The following is an 18,709-nucleotide window of genomic DNA, read 5'->3' on the forward strand; positions in this document are numbered from 1 at the left end:
CGTGAAAGCCGCCAAGCCCTTCCGCCTTGTCGCAGCCGCCCTGGCCGCCCTGTCGCTGGCCCTCGCGCCGGCGGCGGGCATGACCCAGCCGCAGCGGCGCCAGTTGCTGGAATACCCCTCGATCCATCATCCGGTGGTGGGCGAGAAGGGCATGGTGGTCAGCCAGAGCGCCCTGGCCAGCGAGATCGGCGCCCAGATCCTGCGCAAGGGCGGCAACGCGGTGGACGCCCATGTTGCCGTCGCCTTCGCCCTGGCCGTCACCCTCCCCCGGGCCGGCAACATCGGCGGCGATGGCTTCACGATGATCTGGGTGGCGGCCGAGCAGAAGATGGTGGTCATCGACTACCGCTCGGTGGCCCCGCGGGGCGCCAAGCTGACCGACTTCGTCAACCGCGACGGCGAGGAGACCCCCGTCGCCTCCAAGGGTTACAAAGCCGCCGCCGTCCCCGGCACCGTGGCCGGCCTGCACCTGGCCCACGCCCGCTATGGCAAGCTGCCCTGGAAGACGGTGATCGCCCCGGCGATCAAGCTGGCGGAGGAGGGGGTGGTTCTGACCCCCGACGAGGCCTTCGTCTTCTCCTGGGGCAAGGAGCGGCTGAGCGAGAGCGCGGACGCCAAGAAGACATTCTACAAGCCGGACGGCAGTCTCTACCGCGCCGGCGAGACCCTGAAACAGCCTGACCTGGCCTGGTCCCTGCGGCAGATCGCCGACAAGGGTCCGGACGCCTTCTATCGCGGCGAGATCGCCAAGCGGTTCGTCGCCGACATGAAGGCCAACGGCGGCCTGATCACCGCCGAGGACCTGGCCGCCTACCGCCCGCAGGTCCGCGAGGCCCTGGTCGGGACCTATCGCGGCCACACCGTCTACACCACCCCGCCAGCCAGCGCCGGCGGCGCAACCCTCCTGCAGATGCTCAACATCCTGGAGCGCTATGATCTGAAGGCCATGGGCTGGGGCGCCCAGTCCCTGCATCTGCAGGCCGAGGCGATGAAGCTGGCCTACGCCGACCGCTACGAGTTCCTAGGCGACACCGACTTCGTGAAGGCCCCGCTGAAAGGCTTCACCTCCAAGGCCTATGCCGACGAACAGGCGGCCAAGATCGATCCGAAGAAGGCCAAGCCGGCCAAGGACCTGCGTGGCGGCAACCCGTGGAAGTACGAGAGCCCCAGCACCACCCACTATTCGGTGGCCGACGCCGACGGCAACGCGGTCTCCACCACCTACACCCTGGGCGCCGACTTCGGCTCGGGCGTGATGCCGGCCGGCACCGGCTTCCTGCTCAACAACCAGATGAACAACTACAGCCACGAACAGGCGGTCGAAGCCGGCGAGAAGGGCGAGGCGATGCCGCTCAACGCCATGGCGCCCGGCAAGCGGATGCTGTCGACCATGATGCCGACCATGGTGTTCAAGGACGGCAAGCCCTGGCTGATCACCGGCACCCCCGGCGGCAGCACCATCATCGACACGGTGCTGCAGGTGATCGTCAACGTGGTCGACTTCGACATGAACGTGGCCGCCGCCACCCATCAGCCCCGCATCTTCCAGGCCGCCACCGACACCCTGGAGATCGAACCCGGCTTCAACCAGGACACCGTCGCCGGGCTGAAGGCCATGGGCCATCCGGTGAAGACCAGCCAGACCATGGGCAGCGCCCAGTCGATCATGATCGACCAGGGCCTGTTCCTCGGGGCGGCGGATCCCAGGCGCCCAGGCGCCCTGGCCGTGGCGCCGTAGACAAGGACAGATCCGTGATCCTCTCCCGTTCCTTGAAGCTGCTGGGCGCCGGCCTGGCCGCGCTGGCCCTGCTCAACGCCACGGCCCTCGCCCAGACCGTCACCGCGCCCGTCCGCGCCCCCGCTCCCCAGGCCGGCGCCAAGGTTCCCGGCTTCGTGGCCGCCGCCAATCTGATGGCGGTGGAGGCGGGCCTTTCCGTCCTGCGCCGGGGCGGCAGCGCCGCCGACGCGGCGGTCGCCGTGCAGGTCATGCTGGGCTTGGTCGAGCCGCAGTCCAGCGGCATCGGCGGCGGCGGTTTCGTGATGCACTACGAGGCGAAGACCGGAAAGGTCACCGCCTGGAACGGCCGCGAGACGGCCCCCGCCGCCGCCAGCCCGACCATGTTCCTCGACGAGGACGGCACGCCCCTGAAACGCCCCGACGCCATCCGCAGCGGCCGCGCCACCGGCGTTCCCGGCGCCATGGCCGTGCTGGAGGCAGTGCATGGCCGCTATGGCAAGCTGCCCTGGAACAGCCTGTTCGAGGACACCGCCAAGGTGGCCGAGGACGGATTCGTCGTCACGCCCCGGCTGGAAGACCAGATCAAGCGGTTCATCTCGCAGGACAAATCGCCGGACGGCGCGAAGTACTTCTCCCATCCGGACGGCACGCCGCTGCGCACCGGCGACCTCCTGAAGAACCCCGCCTATGCCGGCGTCATGCGCCGCATGGCCGCCAAGGGCGCGGGCGTCCTCCACAACGGCCCCATCGCCCAGAAGATTGTCGATCGCACCCGCGCCGGCCCCTACGGCGGGGCGATGACCGCCGCCGACCTCGCCGGCTACAAACCGCAGGAGATCCCGCCCCTCTGCCGCCCCTATCGCGCCTACGTCCTCTGTGCGCCCTCGCCGCCGGCCAGCGGGGTGGGCCTGCTCGAACTGATGGGCCTGCTGGAGCGCACCGACATTGCCTCACGCGGTCCGACCGACCCCCAGGCCTGGTACCTGTTCGCCGAGGCCAGCCGCGTGATGTACGCCGACCGCGACCGCTACGTGGGCGATCCCCGCTTCGTGTCCGTGCCCGTCGAAGGCCTGCTCAACGCCGGTTATCTCGACACCCGCGCGAAGGCCATAGGCCAGACCGCCCGCTCTGGCGCTCACGACGCCGGCCTGCCCCCCGGCGCCAAGTTGGTCGGCATCGACGCCACCGCCGAGGTCCCCGGCACCACCCACTTCGTGGTCGTGGACGGGGAGGGGAACGTGGTCTCGATGACCACCACGGTGGAGAGCTTCTTCGGCTCGGGCCGCATGGTGGAGGGCTTCTTCCTCAACAACCAGATGACCGATTTTTCCTTCCGCCCGACCGAGAAGGACGGCGCCCCCACCGCCAACGCCGTGGCTGGTGGCAAGCGGCCGCGCTCCTCGATGACCCCGGTGATCATCCTCGACAAACAGGGCCGGTTCGTCGGCGCCATCGGCTCGCCGGGCGGTAACAACATCCCGGCCTATGTCGCCAAGACCCTGGTCGGCGTCCTCGACTGGGGACTGCCCCTGCAGCAGGCCATTGATCTCCCCAACCTCGTCGCCCGGGGAACCGACTTCAACGGCGAGGCCCACAAGTTCGCCCCCGGCGTGCTCGAAGGCCTCAAGGCCCGCGGCGTCGAGGTCAAGCGCGGCGCCGGCGAGGAGAGCGGCCTGCACGGCGTCATCCTCCGCGCCGACGGCTCGATAGATGGTGGGGCGGACGGCCGGCGCGAGGGCCAGGCCCGGGTGCTGGTAAAGCCATGACACTCGATCACACCGCCGCCGGCGTCTACGCCATCGCCGTGACGCCGTTCACGCCGGACGGCGCCATCGACGAGGCCTCGGTCGACCGCATGGTCGACTGGTACGAACAGACAGGCGTCGACGGCCTGACCATCCTCGGGATTCTGGGGGAGGCGCCCAAGCTTGACGCCGCCGAGGCCCTGGCCTTCGCCGCCCGTGTCATCAAGCGCACCAAACTGCCGATCATCGTTGGGGTCTCGGCCCCCGGCTTTGCGGCCATGTCGTCCCTCGCCAAGGCCTCGATGGACGCTGGCGCCGTCGGGGTGATGATCGGGCCTCAGCCGTCCCTGCGCACCGACGACCAGATCGCAACCTACTTCGCCCAGGCGGCCGAGGCGGTCGGCGACGCCCCCTGGGTCCTGCAGGACTACCCCCTGACCCTGACCGTCCAGATCGCGCCCGGCGTCATCCGCCGCATCGTTCAGGACAACCCCGGCTGTGTGATGCTCAAGCACGAGGACTGGCCGGGCCTCGAGAAGATCACCGCCCTGCGCCGCTTCCAGGCCGAGGGCTCCATGCGCCCCATCTCCATCCTCTGCGGCAACGGCGGCCTGTTCCTCGACTTCGAAGTGGAGCGCGGCGCCGACGGCGCCATGACCGGCTACGCCTTCCCGGAGATGCTGGTCGACCTCGTCCGGCTGACCAAGGCCGGCCGGCGCGACGCCGCCCACGACCTGTTCGACGCTCACGTGCCCCTGCTCCGGTACGAGCACCAGCAGCGCGTCGGCCTGGCGGTCCGCAAATACATCCTCCAACGGCGCGGGGTGATCGCCAGCGACGCGATGCGCAAGCCCGCGCCGGTGCTGTCGGCAGCGGCGAAGGCCGAGGTCGACTACCTGCTGGCCCGTCTCGCGCGGCGCGATGCGAGGGCGGCGCTGTGACCTTGGCCGATCCAGCAATCCTCCGGGTTTGGACAGCGGTCGATCGCAGCCTCTGGGCTCCCTTCTCCCCTTGCGGGAGAAGGTGGCGCGAAGCGCCGGATGAGGGGTCGATGACTCCTCAAGCTGCGTGCGGCGGTGGGGCCGGGCCGCGTCGAGGCCGGTGCGACCCCTCATCCGTCGGCTTCGCCGACACCTTCTCCCGCAAGGGGAGAAGGGGAGCCCCGAGGCGAACTCACCTCAATCTAGGAACTCTCTGACATGGACCTCGGCATCGCCGGAAAGACCGCCCTCGTGCTGGGGGCCAGCAGTGGCCTCGGGCGCGCCATGGCGCTGGCCCTGGCCAGGGAGGGCGCCAACGTCGCCCTGGCCGCCCGCCGCGCAGACCTGCTCAGCGACCTCGCCGCCGAGTGCCGGGCCTTGGGTGTCCGCGCCCTGCCGATCGCCTGGGACCTGTCCGACCGCTCAGTGATCGACGCCAACGTCTCCGACATCGAGCAGGATCTCGGCCCCGTCGACATTCTGATCAACAATACCGGCGGCCCGCCCCCGACCCTCGCCGCGGGCCAGGATCCGGACCTGTGGATCGCCCAGTTCCAGTCGATGGTCGCCTCGGTGATCGCCATCACCGACCGGGTCCTGCCGGGCATGCGCCAGCGGAAGTTCGGCCGCATCCTCACCTCCACTTCCTCCGGCGTGGTCGCTCCGATCCCCGGCCTGGCCCTGTCCAACGCTCTGCGGCTGTCGCTGGTCGGTTGGTCCAAGACCCTGGCCCGCGAGGTCGCCAGGGACGGCGTCACCTGCAACGTGATCGTTCCGGGCCGCATCTCAACCGACCGCACCCGCTTCCTCGACGAGAAGCGGGCCGAGCGCGAGGGCAAGGACCTCGCCGCCGTCGAGGCCGCCAGCCTGGCCGCCATCCCCATGGACCGGTTCGGCGATCCGGCCGAGTACGGCGCCGTCGCCGCCTTCCTCTGTTCCGTTCCCGCCGCCTACGTCACAGGCTCCATCGTCCGGGTCGACGGCGGCCAGATCCCAAGCCTCTAGGAAGCGATCTCCCCATGTCTCTCTCCCCCGAGACCAAGGCCAAGCTGGACGGCGTGTCCACGGCCACCCTGACCACCATCCTCTTGAAGAAGGGCCTGCGGAACGTCTGGCTGCGGGGCGCTGCCCCCTGGTCCTCGGGCCAGGCCCGCGTGGTCGGACCCGCCTTCACCATGCGCTTCGTCCCTGCCCGCGAAGACCTGGCGACGCCCGAATCCTGGGCCTCCCCCACCTCCACCCGCGCCGCCGTCGAGGCCATGGAGGCGGGTCAGATCGCCGTGATCGACGCCCAGGGCGTCACCGACGCCGGCGTGTTCGGCGACATTCTCTGCGCCCGGATGGTCAAGCGGGGTGTCGCCGCCCTGGTCACCGACGGGGTGATCCGAGACGCCGTCGGCGTGCGCGGCACGGGCCTGGCCGTCTGGTGCGCCGGGGTCTCGGCCCCGCCCTCGGTGGCGGGCCTCACCTTCGTGGGCTGGCAGGAGCCGGTCTCGGTCGGCGGCGTGGCCATCTTCCCGGGCGACGTGATCAGCGCCGACGAGGACGGCGCCGTGGTCATCCCCGCTGCCCTGGTCGACGAAGTCGCCGAACTCGGGGTCGAACAGGAGCGGTTCGAAGGCTGGGTGGTCAGCGAGGTCGAGCGCGGCGTGATCCTGCCCGGCCTCTACCCGCCCAACGCCGAGACCAAGGCTCGCTACGAGGCCTGGAAGGCCGCGGGGTGAAAAGTTCCCCGTGCCGCTGGTGGGCCCGGCGGCGCGGGCAGGGGACGGCGGGCCCGGTCTGTGGGCCCGGAGGCTGCCCGCTACGGCTCAAACCCCTCGAGCCACGGCAGGTCTCCGGCGCGGGTTTCGCCGTCCCCGTTCCATCCTATGAGTTGAAGTGAAGGAGAGCAGCATGCGCATCATCGTTCCGGCCCTGGCCGCCCTGCTGGCCCTGAGCGCCCCTGTCGGCGCCGGCGCCCCCGCCGTGGCCCAAGAGGCCGCCGTCGCCGCGCCCGACCGCGTCACCTTCCGCAGCATGGACGACGCCAAGACCGAGCTGGTCGCCTACCTGTTCAAGCCGGTGAACCCGGCCCCCAAGGCGCCCGCCGTGGTGCTGATGCACGGCCGTGCCGGCGCCTATTCCTCGCTGGCCGACGGGACCTTCAACGCCGAAACCCTGACCATGCGCCACAAGTATTGGGCGCGCTATTGGGCCAGCCGCGGCTACTACGCCCTGGTCATCGACGGGTTCGGCCCGCGCGGCTATCCCGGCGGCTTCGCGGCCGGCACCTACAACGATCGTCCCGACAGCATCGACGAGGTCACCATCCGCCCGCTCGATGCCTACGCCGGCCTGCGTTTCCTGCGCAGCCTGCCGGGGGTGGACGGCGACCGCATCGGCCTGATGGGCTGGTCTAACGGGGGCAGCGCCACCCTGGCCGCCATGGCCGACGACAAGCCCGGCGACATGAAGAAGCTCGGCTTCCGCGCCGGCATCTCCTTCTACCCCGGCTGCGGCCTGAAGAACCGATTCAAGGCCAAGGGCTGGAAGTCCTACGCCCCGGTCCTGGTGCTGATGGGCACGGCCGACGAGGAGGTCTCGCCCAAGTCCTGCGACGCCTTCGTCAAACGCAGCCAGGGCCTTGGCGGCCAGGTCGAAATGATCACCTACGAGGGCGCCGCCCACAGCTTCGACGACCCCGGCAAGAAGAAACAGTCGGTCCCCGCCAACGCCGCCGCCACGGCCGATGCGCGCAAGCGGGCGGCGGACTTCTTCGAGGTTCAGCTAGCGCCACGCTGACGCTCAGCTTTGCGTCGTATGTGGGCGATCGTCCCGATGACCAGGGTCAGGAAGATGGCGTAGCCGATCAGGTTCAGCGCCGTCGCATAGACCAGGCTGATCACCTTCTGCTGCGCCCAGAAGGCCAGGTGGATCACCACCCCAAGCCCTTGCAGCCCCGCAGTCCACAGGGTCCACCACCGGTCGGCGAACAGCGCCAGGGCGACAAACAGGCCGAAGGCGAGGATGTCGATGCACATCACCGCGAACTGCACATCCATCCAGCGGCGGTCGGCGACCAGGAAGGTGATTTGGGCGCTGACGAACAGAAAGATGCCGGTCAGTCGCTCTGGCGGGCCGCCCTTCCAGACGGCGAACCCGTTGACCAGCACCGCGATGCCGAAGGAGACGATCAACCAAAGAGGAATGGTCAAAGCAAAAGGGCCCCGCTTGAAAGCAGGGCCCAATCTGGCGCCATCCAGACGTGTTGTCAGGCGGCTTTCACCTCATGCAGATGGATTCCGGTCGGCTTCGGATCGGTCTCCGGCTTGTCGTTCTGCGTGCCGGTCGCGAACCGCTTCAGGCCCAGCTGTTCCTGCGCCACCGACAGCGCCTTGTGAGTTGCAATGATGGTGCGGCGCGCCTGGGTCAGGTGACCCAGGGTCTCGCTGGCGCCCTCGAAGGCTTCCTGAGCGTAGAGCACAGAAAGGTTGGCCTTCTGCCGCTCGGCCGGCATGGTCACCGCAAGCCCCGCCACTGCGGCCAGGGCCACGTCGAGCGCCGCTTCAGCCTCGAACAGTTGCTTGGACACCGCTTCCATCGCGGCGCGTCGTTGATGCAGCATTAGATCGCCTCCTAAGCCCCCCACCGGGGCGTTCCTGTTGAAGTCCGGGTTCCCGCCCGGACCTCCGCAGGTCAGGGGCGGATCAGTTGTTGCAGGGCCAGAAGCCCCGACAGCGTGGTCCCGAAGGCCAGGGCGGTGAACAGCATGATGGCGCCGATCACCCCGAGCCTCTGGACCGGCGCTAGGCGGTTGAGCCGTCCTCCAGGCTCGGCGGCGAAAAGTCGCCGTCCATAACCGCGAAGGCCGCGCACAAGATCTCCCGCAAGACCATCTCCGGCGGGAGCCACCGGGACTGCTTGCGAACCGCCGAAACCAGCTCCGGCGTCGCGGAAGCCATGGCCGGGCTCGAGGCCAGGCTGACGAGCTGTCGCTCCAGCTGCTCCCAGGTCCACACCGGCAGCGGCGTTCTCGTTTGCGGGCTGCTCCGGAACGAGGCTTCGAACCGGTCCACCTCGCTCTTCATCCACAGGGTCTGGCTGAGGCCCGGGCTGAAGGCGGCGTTGTGATCGTTTGCGGGTGTCATCGCTTGCTCCGACTTGTGGAGCAGACGATGGGCGATCGGCGGCCGGCGGCGCCATGACCGGCGTCATGCCTGACACGTTGCGTGTCATGCCACCCTCGGCCTGCCGCAGCAGGCGGGCGGCCTCATAGCGGCTGGTCACCCCCACCTTCTCGCGCGCCTTGCGCAGGTGGTTGACCACGGTGTGGTCGGCGATGCCCAGCTCGCGACCGATTTCCTTGCTGTTGAGATGCTCGCCGACCAGACGGAGGATTTGGCGCTCACGCTCGGTAAGCGTCGCCAGTCCCTGCTCCCTCTTCACGTCTTTCCCGGCCATCTCTGAACCCGTCACCCACCAGGCGGCAGATAGACCAGCGGTTCCGCCTGGCCCTCTCACCGCCTCCCGGTAGCAACCATAACCCGAACGAGGTGCGACTAGAATGACCTTTCTAGAGACGCCCCCTATTTGAGTATCACCGGCGCCGCTCCCCTGGCGCCGACCCAGACACAGGAGCCCCTCATGGCCGCCGCCAAGAAGACCAAGACCGCCGACAAGACCGCCCCGGAAACCGGCGCCGACACCGACATCGCCCGCAAGATCTGGCTGGCCGGCGTGGGCGCCTATGGCCGCGCCTTCACGGAAGCGCGCGAGTCCGCCGAAAAGCTGGCGCAGGGCGCCGGCGAGGCCTTCGACCAGCTGGTCGCCAAGGGCGAAGAGATCGAGGACACCGTCCGCGACCGTATCGCCGCCGCCCCGGCCGGCAAGAAGGTCTCCACCCTGGTCGGCGACCTGACCAAGCAGTCCAAGGCCCGCCGCGCCGCCCTCGAAGAGCGTATCGGCAAGGTCCGCAAGACCCTGACCGAGACCCTGGCCCCCTACAACCTCGCCGCCCTCGGCGAGGCGGTGCAGGCCCTGACCACCCAGGTCGAAGCCCTCACCGAGGAAGTGGCCTCGCTGAAGGCCGAGAAGGCGGCCAAGAAGGCTCCGGCGAAGGCGGCTCAGGACGCCGCCTGAGGACCTCTTCCGACCCTGCACATTGGCGAACGGCTGGGTTCTAGCCCCTCTCCCGCGAGGGAGAGGGAGGGGCCCGCCACGCAGCGGTGGGAGGGAGAGGGTTTACGGCGCCGGCCAACCTCCCAACGACCCTAAGCCCTCCCCCTACCCCTCCCTCAGGGAGGGGGGCTCCAGGACAACCGCGCGCCAACGATGGCCCAATCCCACCCTCCCCCCGGGGATCAGGTTGCCAACGAAGCCGTCGGAAGCATGACCTGGGCCGCCGCCCGAGCCACGAGCTCTCGCGGCGGCCCAGCGTCCCCCCTGAGCGACAGGGTCACGGCGTGGAACGCCACCCCCGTCGCCATCTGCCCGGCCAAGCCGTCGCGCACCTCCGCCGAGGCCTTGATCGCCCCGGCCTTGTTGAGAGCCTTCAGGCAATCCCCCAGACCCCCGACCAGTCCCGCCATGATCCGCCGCGCGCTGGCCGCCACGGCCTCGTTGCCCATGGCCAGGGCCGGTTCACGCCAGAAGAAGCGGGCGTCGAAGGCCTCCTCGACCAGGATATGGATGTGGGTCCACAGGGTCTCGATTTGGGGCTGCTTGCCGCAGGCCTCCCGCGCCGCCTCCAACACCATCTCCATCTCGACCGCGTGGGCCGCCATCAGCTCGGCCAGGATCTGGGGTTTGCCCTTGAAGTGGTAGTAGAGATGCCCGGCGCTCATCCCCAGCGAGGAGGCGATATCGACCGCCGACAGCGGTCCGACGCCCTCGGCGTTGAACAGCTCCCGGGAGGCTTCGAGAATGCGATCTCGCGTCTTCACCAGTCCTTGCGCCCCATTGAACAGCGGTCCAGCATAGTCCCCGAGAGCGCAGCCGGGCGAGAACGATCTGGCGCGCGGGGAGGAACAAGCATGACCAAACCCGGCATCCGCCTGGACACCGGCGGCGCGACCGACAGCGCCGGCGGCCTCAACCCCATCGTGGGCGTGGCCCGAGAAGACCTGATCGGCGCCGTCGGCGCCTTGCTGCGCGAGACGGCCGGCCGACCGGTCAAAACGCTGAAGCACGTGGCCGCCTTCAACGGCGAGGTGGTCAAGATCCTGACCGGCAAGTCGGAGCTGGCGGCCGAGCCCAAGGACAAGCGGTTCGCCGACCCGGCCTGGCGCTACAACCCGCTCTACAAGGCCGGGATGCAGTACTATCTGGCGGTCCAGAAGGGCGTCGCCGGCTGGATCGACGATGTCGAGTTCGACGAGCTGGAGCGCGCCCGCGCCAACTTCGTCACCGGCATGATCCTCGACAGCCTGTCGCCGTCCAACACCCTGATCGGCAACCCCTCGGCCATCAAGCGGGCCTATGACACCGGCGGCGGCTCCCTGCTCAAGGGCCTGAAGAACGCTTACGACGACCTGACCAAGAACGACGGCATTGTCAGCCAGGTCGACAAGCGCCCCTTCAAGGTCGGCGAGAACCTGGCCACCAGCCCCGGCGCGGTGATCCACCGCACCGAGATGATGGAGCTGATCCAGTACCAGCCGACCACGCCGGAGGTGCGGGAGATCCCGCTGCTGATCATTCCGCCGCAGATCAACAAGGCCTACGTCAACGATCTGTCGCCGGACAAATCCATGGTCCGCTTCCTGGTCGCCAGCGGCTTCCAGGTCTTCCTGGTCAGCTGGCGCAACCCGACCAAGGACCACGCCGAATGGGGCCTGGGCGACTATGTCGACAGCCTGATCGAGGCCACCGACATCATCGCCAAGGTCACCGGAAGCAAGAAGGTCAACCTCACCGGCGCCTGCTCGGGCGGCATCACCACCGCTACCCTGCTGTCGAAGCTGCAGGCCCAGGGAGACGATCGCATCGGCGCCGTCTCCCTGATGGTCTGCGTCCTCGACCCCGACGCCTCCGACAGCGAGGCCGGGGCGCTGGTCTCCAAGCACGGCATCGAGATGGCCCGCCAGCGCTCGGCCAAGAAGGGCATTCTGGAGGGTTCGAACCTCTCGCGCACCTTCGCCTGGCTGCGGCCGAACGACCTGGTCTGGAACTATGTGATCAACAACTACCTGCACGGGGACGACCCGCCGCCGTTCGACGTTCTGTTCTGGAATAACGACAGCACCAACCTGACCGCCGCCCTGCATTCCGACTACCTGGGCGTCTATGAGGACCAGCCGTTCCGCAACCACGGCCAGGTCGACATGGCCGGGCATAGGGTCGATCTCTCGGCGGTCAAGAACGACGTCTTTGTCGTGGCGGGCGTCACCGACCACATCACCCCCTGGAAGGCCTGCTACCGCCTGACCCAGCTGATCGGCTCGCCGAAGGTGGACTTCGTTCTCAGCCAGGCCGGCCACATCCAGGCCCTGCTCAACCCACCCGGCAACCCCAAGGCCAAATATTTCCACAGCGCCGAGCGCCCAGGTCCGTCCATCGACGCCTGGATGAACGGCCAGGCGGAGGAAAAGGCCGGGTCCTGGTGGCCCTTCTGGGCCGAATGGATGGGCGAGCGGGCGGGCGGCATGAAACCTGCTCCCAAGAGCCTCGGCTCGAAAAAACACAAAGCCATGGAGGCCGCTCCGGGCCTCTATGCGTTTGAATAGTGCACTGCACAAAAAGGATACCCCAGTGACCCGAACCGCCAAGCCCGCCAGCCAGGGCGACACCAAGCCCGAGTTCTCCATCCTGCGGGCGGGCGGACGCATGCTGCGGGTCGCCGTGTGGAAGGCGCGGCCGCCTGTCGGCCAGGCGCCGGCCCGGCCGCTGCTGTTCTTCAACGGCATCGGGGCCAACATCGAGCTGATGAGCCCCCTGGCCGACTGGTTTCCCGACCGCGACCTGATCACCTTCGACATGCCGGGCGTCGGCGGCTCGCCCAAGCCCGTCACCCCCTACCGCCCCTGGTCCATGGCCTGGACCGCGGCCCGGCTGCTCGACCAGCTCGGCTATGACAAGGTCGACGTCATGGGCGTTTCCTGGGGCGGGGGCCTGGCCCAGCAGTTCGCCTTCCAGCATCCCAAGCGCACCGGCCGCCTGGTCCTGGCCGCCACCTCGGCCGGCGTCATCATGGTCCCCGGCGACCTGAAGGCCCTGAGCAAGATGGCCGACCCCAAGCGCTATGTGGACCCCGAGTTCATGCGCAAGAACTTCGAGACCCTCTACGGCGGCGAGACCACCGGCTCCGACGGCCACATCGGCCGCATCGAGCCGCCCACCCGCACCGGCTACCTCTACCAGCTGATGGCCATGAGCGGCTGGACCAGCGTCCCCTTCCTGCCCTTCGTCAAAGCCCCGACCCTGATCATGATGGGCGACGCCGACCGCATCGTCCCCCTCGCCAACGGCCACTTCCTGGCCAAGCTGATCCCCAACTCGCGCCTGGAAGTGATCAAGAACGGTGGCCACCTGTTCCTGGTCGCCCAGGCCAGCCAAAGCGCCCCCCTGATCCGGGAGTTCCTCGATGAGGGTCGGCTGAAGAAGGTCCGTCAGAAGGCGGCCTGACGTCGTTCCGCTCTCCCCCATCGCAGATGGGGGAGTGGCTTTGGCGAGCGCTGCAAGCGAGCCAAACCGAGGGGGTCCCACCGCCGGTTCAAGGCTAACCCCAACCGCCGGCGTTGCCCGCCTCCTGGTCCGTCGCTCACGCTCCGAACCGTCCTCCGCCCCCTCCCGGGGGCGGAGAGCGAAAGCCGCCAAACCCCGCTTCCTCAACCACACGCAAAGGCGTACCACCCCCCTGTCAGCGGAAGGGGATAGCCGCATGCACTACGACATCGTCATTGTGGGCGGCGGCGCCGGCGGACTGGAACTGGCCGCGCAACTGGGCCGCAAGCTCGGCCGCCGCAAGGGCGCCGAACGCATCCTGCTCATCGACCGCACGGTCTTCCACATCTGGAAGCCGACCCTGCACGAGGTCGCCGCGGGCACCCTCGATACCCACCAGGAGGGCCTCAGCTACCCCATCCTCGCCCGCCGCAACCACTTCAGCTTCACTCTCGGCGAACTGGCCGCCCTCGACCCCGCCGCCCGCACCCTGACCCTCGCCCCCATGGCCGACGAGCAGGGCCGCGAACTCGCGCCCGAGCGCACCATCGCCTTCACCCACCTGGTCCTGGCCATCGGCGGCGGCGCCAACCTGTTCGGCACCCCCGGCGCCGAAACCGCACACCTGCTGGAAAACACCGCCGACGCCGAGCGCTTCCACCACCGCCTGCTGACCGCCTTCACCCGCGCCAGCTTCGCCCCCGAGCGGGCGCTGGCCATCGCGATCGTCGGCGGCGGCGCCACCGGCGTGGAACTGTCAGCCGAGCTGATCGAAGCCCACGCCGAATTCCTCGACGGCCTGGCCAAGGACCAGCGGTTCCGCCTCGACATCACCATTCTGGAGGCCGCTGAACGCATCCTCGGCGCCCTGCCGGAGAAGATCTCCGCCCAGGCCCAGACCGCCCTCGAACGCAAAGGGGTGACCGTGCTCACCGGCGCCCGCGTCCAGGCCGTGGAGGAGGGCCGCCTGGTCACCAGCAAGGGCGACATCCCCGCCGCCCTCATCGTCTGGGCCGCCGGGGTCAAGGCCGCCGACACCAACCCAGCCTTCGGCCTGGAAACCAACCGCCTCAACCAGTTCGTGGTCAACGACCGCCTGGAAACCTCCGCCCCCGGCGTCTGGGCCATGGGCGACTGCGCCGCCGCCCCCTGGACCGAGGGCCGCACCATCCCCGCCCGCGCCCAGGCCGCCCACCAGCAGGCAGACTACCTGGCATCCGTGCTCACCGCCCGCCTGGCTGAGCGCCGCCACGAGCCGGCCTTCCAGTACCGCGACTTCGGCTCGCTGGTGTCGCTCGGCGAAAGCCGCGGCGTCGGCTCCCTGATGGGCGGTCTTGGCGGTCCCAACTTCTTCATCGAGGGACTGATCGCCAAGTGGATCTACATGTCCCTCCACCTGGCCCATCACCGCGCCATCCTGGGAACCGGCAAGACCATCGTCCTGGCGCTGGCGCGCCTGCTCCAGGAACGGGTCTCCGGCCGCCTCAAGCTGCATTGACGCACGTGGGGGAACCCGGCCCAGCCTGATGCAAAATCAGGGAAACGCCGTCATGACCCACCCCACCGTCGAACTGCTCGAACACCCCCTCTCGCCCTATGCCCAGAAGGTGAAGATCGCTCTGGCCGAAAAGGGCGTGCCCTTCGAGGCCAAGATCCCCGGCGCCATCGGCTCGGGCCAGGTCACCGACGAATTCGCCCGCGCCAACCCGCGCGGCGAGGTGCCGGTGCTCTATGTCGAGGGTCAGGCCATCTTCGACTCCACCATCATCCTGGAGTTCATCGAGGACCGCTTCCCCAGCCCGCCCCTGCTGCCCGCCAGCGCCGCCGACCGCGCCCGCGTCCGGATGATCGAGGATCTGGTCGACACCCACTACGAGGCCATCACCTGGGGCCTGTCGGAAATCGCCAACTTCAAGCGCGCCACCGGCGACCAGGCCACCGCGATGCAGGCCAAGGCCGGCGAGGAGCTGGCCCAACTCCACGCCTGGCTGGAGGCCCAGCTCGGCGACCGCGACTGGTTCAACGGCGAGGCCTTCGGCTGGGGCGACCTCTGCGTGGCGCCCTTCGTGGCCGGCGCCATCGGCTTCGGCTTCCCGCCCACCGGCAAGCTGTCGGCCTGGTTCGCCCGCGTCGCCGCCCGCCCGTCGGTGGCCACATCCCTCAACCAGGCCCGAGAGATGGCCGCCGCCATGGCCGGCGTCGCCCAGGTGGTCGAGGCGGGCCTGTTCAAGCGCCAGTACCGCGACCACCGCCTGGAATGGATGATCCGCGCCGGCGGCCTGTCCGTCGTCCAGGCCGGGCTGGAGCGGAACAACATCCGCTTCAACGCCGCGCCAAGAGCCTGACCCCCACACCTCCGACGCGCGAGAATTGTGCTATAACGCCGTTCGCTGTGTGCGAGCGCGCGCGTGATGCTTGTCACATCACCGACGCCTGCGACCGGTCAAAGTCACGATCGACGCTGGTTCCAAGGGGGCTCCATGACCGACTTCACCACCATCCATCCGCTCAGCGCGGCGATGGCCCACCACCTCGACATCCACCTGTGGCGCGGGCCGCCCCAGAACCTCAAGGCCGACCGGCCCGTGCAGATCCTGGTCAACCAGGGCTACGTCGTCGGCTTTTCGCCCACCACTCTTCAGCCGGCCTGGTCGGCCTATTCGGTGGCCCATGCCACCGACGCGGTCGATTTCAACCGGCCGCTCCACTACTATGCCGACGCCCGCCTCGACCCCGCCCTGCGGCTCAGCAACCGCACCTTCGGCAAGATCGGCGGCATCCCCCTCAACGTCGGCCACATGACGCCTAACGAGGTCATCAACCGCCAGTTCGGACGTTTGGCGCAGGCCGAGACCTTCCTGATGTCGAACATGAGCCCGCAGTATGGCTCGCTCAACAGCGGCGTCTGGCTGAAACTCGAAGACGCCATCCGCGAGGTCCAGACCCAGCCTCTGCAGGGTCAGAACAAGGGCTTTGTCTGGGTCACCGTCGGCCCGGTCTTCGGCGAAGACCCCGAGTACATCTCCCGCGATGGCGGCAAGCGCGTGCCGGTGCCCGAGGCCTATTTCGCCATCGTGGTTGAGCCGAAGAACTACCCCTACGATACGCCGGGCAGCGTCCATATCGACTGCTTCATCATCCCGCAGACCGCGCCGCGCGACACCGACCCTGACGCCTATCCCTCCACCTTGGAGGAGATCGAGGCGCGGACCGGCCTCAATTTCTTCCACGGCTGGGCCCGGACCTACACCCTTGGCCAGAAGCAGGATGAGGCGGAGGGTGTGATTCATCAGGCCTCCGAGAGCCGGCTTCGACAAGCGATCGAAACCCGTCGGGCGGCGTGGAGCCTGCAGCTGGTCCCGGAAACGCCGGCCGCCCAGCCGACGGCCAGCACCATCGACGGCCTGATCGCCGACCTGAAGGCGGAAGCCGACCGCAGCAGCCAGCAGATTCGCGATGAAGCGCGCCAGACCCGTCCCGAGGAGAAGGCCCGCGCGGCGGCCCTGCAGCACACCCTGACCTGGCTGATGCGCGCCAAGGAGGTCGCCGGCCAGGACCAGCCTGCCCCCGCCGCGCCGGCCGACCAGGCGAGCTCGAACATCATCACCTACAAGATCGAAGAGGACATCGGCGACAGGCTGAAGAACGGCGCCCGCGCCGCCTGCAACTTCTGGAACCGCTTCGTCCTGCCGCGCTATTCGATCGTCATCCGCCTGGGCCTGTTCACCAGCATCGGCAACACCATCGCTCGCGCCTACAAGCCCTATGAGAAGGACGGCGTGCGCTACGGCAAGGTCGAGTTCAATACCGCCTTCCTGCTCAGATACTCGGCCGACGAGATCGCCGGCACCATCATTCACGAGATCGGCCACACCCTGGGCTTTGGCTGGGACAGCTGGGACCAGCTGTTCAACCCCGGAACCGGCAGGTTCCTGGAGGGCGCCATCGGTCGCATTGCCGCTCTGGGGCTGATGGAGGTCGAGCGCGACGGCGGTCCGGGCACGGCCCTGTCACACTGGGACGAGGCGCTGTTCGATCGCGAACTGATGACCGGCTACAAGGATGTCGGCGGCGAGCACGTCCTGCCGATCACCATCGATGTGATGGAGGCCTTGGGCCACGAGGTCGCCGAGCGGCTGGCGCGGCAGACCAGCCTGGAAGAGCTGCTCCAAGGCATCGCCAGCATGGTGTTCTCGCGGCAGGAGGACGTGCGCCAGATCGATCTCGACTACTTCGTGGAAACCGAACTCCGGGAAAAAGTGCCCCACGAACCGATACCGGATCAGACGTCAGGCTGACTCCTCGGCCTCGGCCGGCGGCTGCCGCTCTCCCTTCGCCAGCATGGTGGTCACCCCCATGTCGGCGGTGACGTTGCCCAGGGTGCGGAAGATGTCGGGCACGACCTCGACCGCCAGCAGGATGGGCAGCAGGTCGATCGGTGCGCCCAGCGCGATACAGATCGGCGCCACGCTGGCGAAGAAGCTGATCTGGCCGGGCAGGCCGACCGAGCCGACAGAGACGGCGAAGGCCACCAACACGGCGCCGGCAATCTGCGGCAGGCCCGGCTCGACCCCATAGAGGCTGGCCACGAACAGGGCGGCCGCCAGGTTGCCGACCGGGCTGGTAGCGCGGAACACCGCCACGGCAAGCGGAAGCACCAGGCCGGTGATCCGGTCCGGAACGCCCAGGTTGTCCCGCGTCCGCTCCAGCATCGCCGGCAGGCTGGCGAGCGACGACTGGGTGGAGAAGGCCACCGCCAGCACCGGCCCTGAGGCCCGCAGAAACTCGCCAAACCGCGCCGAGCGGGTGAGGGCGACAACGAGCATCATGATCACCGTGATCCCGGCGATGATCGTTGAGACCATAACGATGTACTGCAACAGGGTGGCGGCGCTGGCGATGCCCGTCCGCAGGCCCACGCTGAGCGACAGGGCGAACACCCCGACGGGCGCCACCCACAGCACCCAGCGGACGATGGTCAGCATGGTCTCGGCGATGGCCCGGAACACCGTCAGCAACGGCTGTTTCAACTCTTCGGGCAGGCGGCTGGCGGCGAAGCCGAAGAACACCCCGAACACCACCAGCGGCAGGATGGCGTCCTCCACCGCCGCCTTCAGGGCGTTCGCCGGGGCGAGGCCCTTGAGGAAATCGGCGAAGGTCGAGGCCTGGGCGGCCGCCGCGTCCGGCGCCTGGGCGCTGGCCCGCAACGCCGCGCCGGCGACCTCGTCGATGGGCCAGATGGCCAGCCAGCCCTGGGTGGCCAGGACAGCGTAGATGGAAAACACCGTCAGGAAGATGGCGAACAGGAAGATGGCCCTCGCCGCCAGCTTGCCGGTCGCCGCTGCGTCGGCCACTGAGGCGATGCCCAGCACGAGCAGGGTGAAGACCAGCGGCACGATGGTCATCCGCAGGGCGTTGAGCCACAGCGACCCCAGCGCCTCGACGATCGCCGCCCCATCCTGAACCGCCGGCGGCGCCCACAGCTGCAATCCCGCCCCGACCAGCAGCCCCAGCACCAGGGCGATCAGCACGCGGACAGCGAGGGAGCGAAGCATTGGAATTCCTACCGGCGGAGGGGGTGAACCTTGCCTGTTCGGCTTGGC

17 protein-coding genes are annotated in these 18,709 nt (G+C 68.7%); 12 read left to right on the forward strand and 5 right to left on the reverse strand.

Features of this window, described 5'->3' with window-relative positions; genetic code table 11:
• The first annotated feature begins 1 nt into the window (after position 1).
• The 6 genes from ggt (GVN21_RS04120) to GVN21_RS04145 all read left to right on the forward strand — a co-directional run bounded on the left by ggt (GVN21_RS04120) (position 2) and on the right by GVN21_RS04145 (position 7,247).
• On the forward strand, positions 2-1,738 hold the full coding sequence (ggt, locus tag GVN21_RS04120) for a gamma-glutamyltransferase (protein ID WP_346764219.1): 1,737 nt from the start codon (positions 2-4) through the stop codon (positions 1,736-1,738).
• Between the two features lie 14 nt (positions 1,739-1,752).
• Complete coding sequence (gene ggt, locus GVN21_RS04125) at positions 1,753-3,504, forward strand: gamma-glutamyltransferase (protein WP_346764220.1); 1,752 nt, start codon at positions 1,753-1,755, stop codon at positions 3,502-3,504.
• Positions 3,501-4,424: a dihydrodipicolinate synthase family protein gene (locus GVN21_RS04130; RefSeq protein ID WP_166573451.1), complete on the forward strand. Its 924-nt coding sequence runs from the start codon at positions 3,501-3,503 to the stop codon at positions 4,422-4,424. Before ggt (GVN21_RS04125) ends, GVN21_RS04130 begins: the two co-directional genes overlap by 4 nt.
• A 258-nt stretch (positions 4,425-4,682) precedes the next feature.
• On the forward strand, positions 4,683-5,468 hold the full coding sequence (locus GVN21_RS04135; protein ID WP_166573452.1) for an SDR family oxidoreductase: 786 nt from the start codon (positions 4,683-4,685) through the stop codon (positions 5,466-5,468).
• Positions 5,469-5,482: 14 nt separating this feature from the next.
• Complete coding sequence (locus GVN21_RS04140; protein WP_166573453.1) at positions 5,483-6,187, forward strand: ribonuclease activity regulator RraA; 705 nt, start codon at positions 5,483-5,485, stop codon at positions 6,185-6,187.
• A 172-nt stretch (positions 6,188-6,359) separates the two neighbouring features.
• A complete protein-coding gene (locus GVN21_RS04145; RefSeq protein WP_166573454.1) occupies positions 6,360-7,247 on the forward strand; it encodes a dienelactone hydrolase family protein in 888 nt (295 codons plus the stop codon).
• Here the strand turns inward: GVN21_RS04145 and GVN21_RS04150 are convergent.
• From GVN21_RS04150 to GVN21_RS04160, 3 genes are all read right to left on the reverse strand, one after another.
• Complete coding sequence (locus GVN21_RS04150; RefSeq protein ID WP_166573455.1) at positions 7,229-7,660, reverse strand: hypothetical protein; 432 nt, start codon at positions 7,658-7,660, stop codon at positions 7,229-7,231. The genes GVN21_RS04145 and GVN21_RS04150 overlap by 19 nt on opposite strands.
• A gap of 56 nt (positions 7,661-7,716) precedes the next feature.
• Positions 7,717-8,070, reverse strand: coding sequence for a hypothetical protein (locus GVN21_RS04155; RefSeq protein ID WP_166573456.1), 354 nt, complete (start codon positions 8,068-8,070; stop codon positions 7,717-7,719).
• A 71-nt stretch (positions 8,071-8,141) separates the two neighbouring features.
• A complete protein-coding gene (locus GVN21_RS04160) occupies positions 8,142-8,906 on the reverse strand; it encodes a helix-turn-helix transcriptional regulator (RefSeq protein ID WP_166573457.1) in 765 nt (254 codons plus the stop codon).
• Between the two features lie 183 nt (positions 8,907-9,089).
• Between GVN21_RS04160 and GVN21_RS04165 the strand changes: the two genes are divergently transcribed.
• A complete protein-coding gene (locus GVN21_RS04165) occupies positions 9,090-9,584 on the forward strand; it encodes a phasin family protein (RefSeq protein ID WP_166573458.1) in 495 nt (164 codons plus the stop codon).
• Between the two features lie 221 nt (positions 9,585-9,805).
• Here the strand turns inward: GVN21_RS04165 and GVN21_RS04170 are convergent, their stop codons facing one another.
• A complete protein-coding gene (locus GVN21_RS04170; RefSeq protein ID WP_166573459.1) occupies positions 9,806-10,387 on the reverse strand; it encodes a TetR/AcrR family transcriptional regulator in 582 nt (193 codons plus the stop codon).
• 90 nt (positions 10,388-10,477) lie between these two features.
• Between GVN21_RS04170 and GVN21_RS04175 the strand changes: the two genes are divergently transcribed.
• The 5 genes from GVN21_RS04175 (at position 10,478) to GVN21_RS04195 (ending at position 17,404) form a co-directional block, all read left to right on the forward strand.
• Positions 10,478-12,169 carry an alpha/beta fold hydrolase gene (locus tag GVN21_RS04175; protein ID WP_166573460.1) on the forward strand — a complete coding sequence of 564 codons (1,692 nt, stop codon included), beginning with the start codon at positions 10,478-10,480 and terminating at the stop codon, positions 12,167-12,169.
• A 25-nt stretch (positions 12,170-12,194) separates the two neighbouring features.
• Positions 12,195-13,067 carry an alpha/beta fold hydrolase gene (locus GVN21_RS04180; RefSeq protein WP_205689916.1) on the forward strand — a complete coding sequence of 291 codons (873 nt, stop codon included), beginning with the start codon at positions 12,195-12,197 and terminating at the stop codon, positions 13,065-13,067.
• Positions 13,068-13,323: 256 nt separating this feature from the next.
• Positions 13,324-14,604: an FAD-dependent oxidoreductase gene (locus GVN21_RS04185; RefSeq protein WP_166573462.1), complete on the forward strand. Its 1,281-nt coding sequence runs from the start codon at positions 13,324-13,326 to the stop codon at positions 14,602-14,604.
• Between the two features lie 52 nt (positions 14,605-14,656).
• Positions 14,657-15,451: a glutathione S-transferase family protein gene (locus GVN21_RS04190; protein WP_166573463.1), complete on the forward strand. Its 795-nt coding sequence runs from the start codon at positions 14,657-14,659 to the stop codon at positions 15,449-15,451.
• A 135-nt stretch (positions 15,452-15,586) separates the two neighbouring features.
• Positions 15,587-17,404 carry a DNA/RNA non-specific endonuclease gene (locus tag GVN21_RS04195; RefSeq protein ID WP_166573464.1) on the forward strand — a complete coding sequence of 606 codons (1,818 nt, stop codon included), beginning with the start codon at positions 15,587-15,589 and terminating at the stop codon, positions 17,402-17,404.
• Here GVN21_RS04195 and GVN21_RS04200 read toward each other — a convergent pair.
• A complete protein-coding gene (locus GVN21_RS04200) occupies positions 17,396-18,661 on the reverse strand; it encodes a dicarboxylate/amino acid:cation symporter (RefSeq protein WP_166573465.1) in 1,266 nt (421 codons plus the stop codon). The two genes, GVN21_RS04195 and GVN21_RS04200, sit on opposite strands and share 9 nt — an antisense overlap.
• Positions 18,662-18,709: the final 48 nt, after the last annotated feature.

Origin of the sequence: Caulobacter sp. SLTY, from assembly GCF_009905535.1 — a bacterium.
In the GTDB taxonomy this organism is placed as follows: Bacteria; Pseudomonadota; Alphaproteobacteria; order Caulobacterales; family Caulobacteraceae; genus Caulobacter.

Coding starts and splice junctions, on each gene's coding strand:
- GVN21_RS04190 (WP_166573463.1), top strand. CDS start 14,657: ATGACCCACCCCACCGTCGAACTGCTCGAACACCCCCTCTCGCCCTAT.
- GVN21_RS04145 (WP_166573454.1), top strand. CDS start 6,360: ATGCGCATCATCGTTCCGGCCCTGGCCGCCCTGCTGGCCCTGAGCGCC.
- GVN21_RS04160 (WP_166573457.1), bottom strand. CDS start 8,906: ATGGCCGGGAAAGACGTGAAGAGGGAGCAGGGACTGGCGACGCTTACC.
- GVN21_RS04200 (WP_166573465.1), bottom strand. CDS start 18,661: ATGCTTCGCTCCCTCGCTGTCCGCGTGCTGATCGCCCTGGTGCTGGGG.
- GVN21_RS04155 (WP_166573456.1), bottom strand. CDS start 8,070: ATGCTGCATCAACGACGCGCCGCGATGGAAGCGGTGTCCAAGCAACTG.
- GVN21_RS04140 (WP_166573453.1), top strand. CDS start 5,483: ATGTCTCTCTCCCCCGAGACCAAGGCCAAGCTGGACGGCGTGTCCACG.
- GVN21_RS04135 (WP_166573452.1), top strand. CDS start 4,683: ATGGACCTCGGCATCGCCGGAAAGACCGCCCTCGTGCTGGGGGCCAGC.
- GVN21_RS04165 (WP_166573458.1), top strand. CDS start 9,090: ATGGCCGCCGCCAAGAAGACCAAGACCGCCGACAAGACCGCCCCGGAA.
- GVN21_RS04195 (WP_166573464.1), top strand. CDS start 15,587: ATGACCGACTTCACCACCATCCATCCGCTCAGCGCGGCGATGGCCCAC.
- GVN21_RS04130 (WP_166573451.1), top strand. CDS start 3,501: ATGACACTCGATCACACCGCCGCCGGCGTCTACGCCATCGCCGTGACG.
- GVN21_RS04175 (WP_166573460.1), top strand. CDS start 10,478: ATGACCAAACCCGGCATCCGCCTGGACACCGGCGGCGCGACCGACAGC.
- GVN21_RS04185 (WP_166573462.1), top strand. CDS start 13,324: ATGCACTACGACATCGTCATTGTGGGCGGCGGCGCCGGCGGACTGGAA.